Origin of the sequence: Mucilaginibacter sp., from assembly GCF_028288105.1 — a bacterium.
Classification (GTDB): Bacteria; Bacteroidota; Bacteroidia; order Sphingobacteriales; family Sphingobacteriaceae; genus Mucilaginibacter.
The window spans coordinates 1-4,972 of sequence record NZ_JAQBOI010000267.1 but is presented as its reverse complement, the minus strand read 5'-3'; the positions used below and the strand labels follow the sequence as shown (position 1 = coordinate 4,972).

The following is a 4,972-nucleotide window of genomic DNA, read 5'->3' as shown; positions in this document are numbered from 1 at the left end:
TACGATCTACCGCATCATTAACAGTAGTGACAAGGTAACGGATATCCAGTTCGGGATTTTGAAGGCAATAGTAAAGCGCTAAAGCACTATCCTTACCACCGCTCCAATTAAATATACAAGGAGTCATTTTAATTAGCGAATTAATGATTTATTGAATTAGCGACTTAAGAATTCCCCATTAACTCATCTACCAGCATAGGCACCCCTATCGTGGCTTTATATGGCATTTCTACAATACGCCTGTTAGCAGCGGTTGGGATATTTGGATCGATAATATATCTGGTTACTTCACGTGGCACATAGTTTATTAATCCGGCGGCGGGATATACTGCCAGCGATGTGCCAACCAAAATAAACAGTTCGGCTTTTGAACAAAGTCGTGCCGCGGTTTCTATCATAGGTACAGCCTCGCCAAACCAAACTACGTGTGCACGCAATTGCGAACCCAGTTCGCAGATCTCACCCATTTTTAATTCCCATCCATCAATTGGATAAGTAAGGTTAGCTTTAATACTCGATTGCGAATGGGTAATAATACCATGCAGGTGCACCACATTTGTTGAGCCGGCCCTTTCGTGCAGGTCATCTATATTTTGGGTGATAATGGTAACATCGTATTGTTCTTCCAGTTTGGCCAATGCATAATGGGCAGCATTGGGTTCAGCGGTTAATACTGATTTGCGACGCTGGTTATAAAAATCCTGTACCAGTGCCGGGTCGCGTTCCCAGGCCTCTGGCGTGGCTACGTCTTCTATATTGTATCCCTCCCATAGCCCGTCGCTATCTCTGAAGGTTTTTAAGCCACTCTCAGCGCTTATTCCCGCGCCGGTAAGTACTACTATTCTTTTCATATTATAATTTAATATGTACAAAAAAAGCGGCTATGTAAACACAACCGCTTTTCTTTAAATTTTATTAAGCTTATAAAGCCAGTTGTCTTTTTGTTTGCAATACAGTGTATTTGCTTTTTGCCAGTTCAAAACCGCCAAACAGGATAGCTCCGAACAGTATATCGCCTAATATCATATTTTTTTCGAAAGGGATAGCAGCTACAAGCGAAGCGCCATAACCAGCTAATGTATGCGGATATAAATTTCCGTATAACCATGGCATATCCATTATTAACCAATGCACTAATACACCGACAAATGAAGCCAAAGTAACATTAACAATATTCACCTTTTTAATAAACGTACCAATTAGCACCATTATAGCGAAGCAAATGTACATATAGATAGAGGCGCTATACATAAGCACCCATTTAGAAGTGTACAAGTAGTTGATAAAGATATCGCTTACAAAAAGCGCTAACAGGGGCACCAGGTAAGCTTTCCTTTTATCGGTAAAATAAGCGCCGCCAAACAGTGCAATAGCACCTACCGGTGTAAAGTTGCTCATAAGCGGAAACTTATAACTTACAAAACGCATTGCTGTAGCAGCAAGTATCATTAATATAAGTACAATGGTACGGGTGTTGATCTTTTGTAATGACATGGTTAAAAATATATCGCAAATTTATTGATAATACACTGTAATATAAAATGCTATTTAAAACTGATATTTTGCACCAAGTGTAAAATTGATTCCCCGGGTGTTATACCCCAGCCAATCAATATACTTCTCATCAAGCAGATTATTAAGGTCACCAAAAACACTAAGCTTTTTAGTGGCGTTTGCCTGGATATGCAAATCAACCAAATTGTAGTGTTTTAACACTATAGTTTTAGTGCTAAAAGTGGCATTATCATATGTTTGCTCGCTCCTATCCCCTGTATATTTATAATTTACGCCCACTAAAACATCATTTAGAACCTGGTAATTAACATTTGCTCCAAACGTATTTTTTGGCCTGCGATATAAATTAGCAGTTTGCTTACCTGTTTGGTCTGTTTGCTTGCCGGTTACATAAGCGTACCAGGCCACCGCAGAAAACTTTTTAGCAGTATATTTCAACTCGCTCTCAAACCCTTTATCTTTTTGAAAAGCACCATTTTTATAAACGCCAAAAGGAGGAGTTGATAGGTCTGCAAAATAAATCACATCCTTAACATTTCTTTTATAAAATGATGTGCTAAAGGACACTGTATTTTTAATTATCTCCCAATCAAAACCCGCCTCGTATGAATTAGTAGATTCAGGCTTTAAGTTTGAATTACCGTATTCTGATGATAATTGATATAACGTTGGTGCCTTAAACGCAGATGCTATTGTACCAAAAATCTTAAACTGATCTGCCAGTAATAATGATGGATTAACAGTATAAGTGAATTTATCGCCAAATAAACTATGGTGATTATACCGGCCACCCAACTCCATATGAAATATGCCCGACTTAAAAAACACAGATGTATAAACACTGGTAATGCTATTATTAGCTGTATCCTTATTTATTATGCTCGGCCCGGGGCTATAGCCAGGCTGTTCAAATAGGCTGTATTGGCTGGTATTGCTGTATTTGTATCCGGCCCCGCTTGTAATATCAAAGTATTTACCCAGGTTATAATTCAACACTGCTTCGGCATTTGTTATACGCCCGGTATTCTTAGTTTCCTGATGCGTCCCTCCGTTATCAGGTGGTAAATTCTTAAAGTTATTCTTAACCGTATTTTGGGTAACATTGAAATTTAAAAGTCCTTTTGGTAATTTGATTTTCGCACCTAAACCGGCAAATAAAAACGTATTATTATAATCGTAATTTTTATCGTCGGTAAATATACCGTATGGTAAATTACCTTTATTATAAGTGGCTTGTAAGTTTCCCGTTAATAAAAAGCCTTCAGATATCTGCTGATCAATATTTATACTGGCCGAGCGCTGATGAAAGCCATCCTTTTTAAATTGGCCTGTATTTAATGTATCTGTAGCTGCAGCAAAACCCCTGGAATCAGTATTAGACAGGTTAATTGCTAAACCTGTTTTATTAATTTTTCCGTTTATTCCTGCAGATTCTTTAAAAGTATTATAGCTACCGCCGGTTAATTGCACATTTGCTTTTAACCCTTTTTGCTGCGAATGTTTGGTTATAATATTTATTACTCCGGCTACTGCATCAGACCCATATAGTGTAGAACCGCTTCCCTTTAATATTTCTATACGCTCTATCTGATCCATAGGGAATGCATTAAGATCGTAACTTCCATCAATTGACGATGCGTTATTAACAGGAAATCCGTCAATCAATATTAACGTATTGCCATTTGAAGCACCTTGCAAAAATACAGAGGTACTAATGCCCGGGGCATTTTGCGCGCCAGAGAATGTAATTCCGGGTATTGTATTTAAAAGTTGCGGTAAGCTTTTTCCTTGGGAACGATTGATCTGCTCGGCTGAAATAATCGTTACTACCCTTCCAATCTCACTGAGTTTTTTAGGCGATCGTGTTGCAGTTACTACCACATCATTTAACACCCGTACAGAGTCTTGACTGTAGGCTTGCAGCGAAACCAAAAATAAAATTATAATAATGTATGTAGAATTCTTATTCATTGTGAAAGTTTAATAGTTAATAAATTTAAAAATTGTAGTTACAAGATATTGCACATTGAAACGGCAATAAGCGTTTAAAAATTAATGTCGATACTAAAGAAGCGGGACTACCCTTTTTTTCATGTTTGGTGTATATAAATTATATTGATAAATGCTTATAAACATTATCATAACAAAAAGATATACACAGGAATGAAAACACACTACAATGAAGAGCATTTACACCCAAGCTTCAATCCCCGAAAGCTATGAATAATATAGTGCTGAGGCAGGTATTCTGACTTACTCCCCTTTGCCCGGCCTTCCCACCCAAATAAGGGCAGTGACTGTTGATTGGACATTAGTTAACGGAGCTTACAGCTGCGGGACAGTTATGGATTTACACCATATTCCCTTTTAATTCCATCGGAAAACATTCCCGGCAGAAACCTAAAGCGTTGCAAATGTAGCATTAGAATTGCTAACTGCAAAAGGTAAATATGGGCCATGGTTAAATTAATTTCAATAAAAGAAAACCTGCTGTTTATTAAGGTGTTTAATAAATACATAACATACAACCATGACAACAGCAACATTAGAAAATAGATGGAGAGAAACTTCTGCTTCGGAGGCAGAAAAAGGTTCGTTAAGTAATAATTTATCACCTGCAGAACGCACTGTTTCTATAGCCGCTGGTGCTAAATTGGCCTTATCCGGATTTAAAGGTTTATTTAAAAGTCCATTTTCGAGCATTATAAAGCTTGGTGCGGGCGGGTATCTTTTAAATCGCGGCATTACCGGGCATTGCGAACTATACTCACGAATGGGCCGTAATACTACCGAGCCTGTGAATGTGAACATCCGCTCGTCATATCTGATAGATAAACCACGACAGGAAGTTTATGATTTTTGGCGGAAGCTGGATAACCTGCCTTTGTTTATGAAACATTTAGAGAGTGTAGAACTAATAGATGATAAACGCTCGCACTGGGTTTTAAAATTGCCAACTGGTGTGGCCAAGGTAAGCTGGGACGCCCAGATCGTTAGCGATGAGCCGGGCTATAGTATTGGTTGGAGCTCGCTTCCCGATTCGCTAATTGACAATGCAGGCAAGGTACGTTTCCAGGATAGCTCTGATGGTAATGGCACGTTGGTAGATGTGGTTATCTCCTACCGCCCGCCTGCAGGTGGTTTTGGCGGTGGCATAGCCCACATATTAAACCCGGTATTTAAAAACATGGTTGATAATGATGTTCGCAACTTTAAGCAATACATGGATATTGATGGCGGCGAACCAACAGCATCTGAAGAACCTGTTGCAATTGTGATTGAACAAACCATTATTGAAGATGCGCCTCGCTTCCGCTCACATATTGAGCCTGTTGATGAGGAGCAGAAACCAGGTTCGGAAAATCCGCCGATGTGATTCACAGGTGTCAGGGTGAGCCTGTCGAACCATTTGTTAGTAAATGGCGTGAAAAGTGTTCACGTTCACGGCCGTGAACAC

The 4,972-nt window shown here is 39.0% G+C and carries 4 protein-coding genes, 1 pseudogene and 1 riboswitch; of the genes and pseudogenes, 1 reads left to right on the top strand and 4 read right to left on the bottom strand.

The features are described from left to right. From JWQ85_RS18015 to JWQ85_RS18000, 4 genes and pseudogenes are all read right to left on the bottom strand, one after another. Positions 1–127: pseudogene (locus JWQ85_RS18015) on the bottom strand (ATP-binding protein); the annotation flags it as partial. Between the two features lie 37 nt (positions 128–164). Then, positions 165–851, bottom strand: a complete 687-nt coding sequence (locus JWQ85_RS18010; protein WP_299470395.1) for an NAD-dependent deacylase — start codon at positions 849–851, stop codon at positions 165–167. A gap of 70 nt (positions 852–921) precedes the next feature. Continuing rightward, on the bottom strand, positions 922–1,494 hold the full coding sequence (locus JWQ85_RS18005) for a DUF6580 family putative transport protein (RefSeq protein WP_299470394.1): 573 nt from the start codon (positions 1,492–1,494) through the stop codon (positions 922–924). A gap of 54 nt (positions 1,495–1,548) precedes the next feature. Beyond that, positions 1,549–3,486 (bottom strand): TonB-dependent siderophore receptor, encoded by a 1,938-nt coding sequence (locus tag JWQ85_RS18000; RefSeq protein WP_299470393.1) that lies wholly within the window; start codon positions 3,484–3,486, stop codon positions 1,549–1,551. Positions 3,487–3,735: 249 nt separating this feature from the next. Further along, a riboswitch (cobalamin riboswitch) is annotated at positions 3,736–3,934 on the bottom strand. A gap of 111 nt (positions 3,935–4,045) precedes the next feature. On the opposite strand from JWQ85_RS18000, the gene JWQ85_RS17995 reads away from it, so the two are divergent. After that, on the top strand, positions 4,046–4,891 hold the full coding sequence (locus JWQ85_RS17995) for an SRPBCC family protein (protein ID WP_299470392.1): 846 nt from the start codon (positions 4,046–4,048) through the stop codon (positions 4,889–4,891). The last annotated feature ends 81 nt before the right edge of the window (positions 4,892–4,972 follow it).

Excerpts from the sequence above, each read along its gene's own strand:
- JWQ85_RS18000 (WP_299470393.1), bottom strand. The coding sequence starts at position 3,486 with ATGAATAAGAATTCTACATACATTATTATAATTTTATTTTTGGTTTCG.
- JWQ85_RS18005 (WP_299470394.1), bottom strand. The coding sequence starts at position 1,494 with ATGTCATTACAAAAGATCAACACCCGTACCATTGTACTTATATTAATG.
- JWQ85_RS17995 (WP_299470392.1), top strand. The coding sequence starts at position 4,046 with ATGACAACAGCAACATTAGAAAATAGATGGAGAGAAACTTCTGCTTCG.
- JWQ85_RS18010 (WP_299470395.1), bottom strand. The coding sequence starts at position 851 with ATGAAAAGAATAGTAGTACTTACCGGCGCGGGAATAAGCGCTGAGAGT.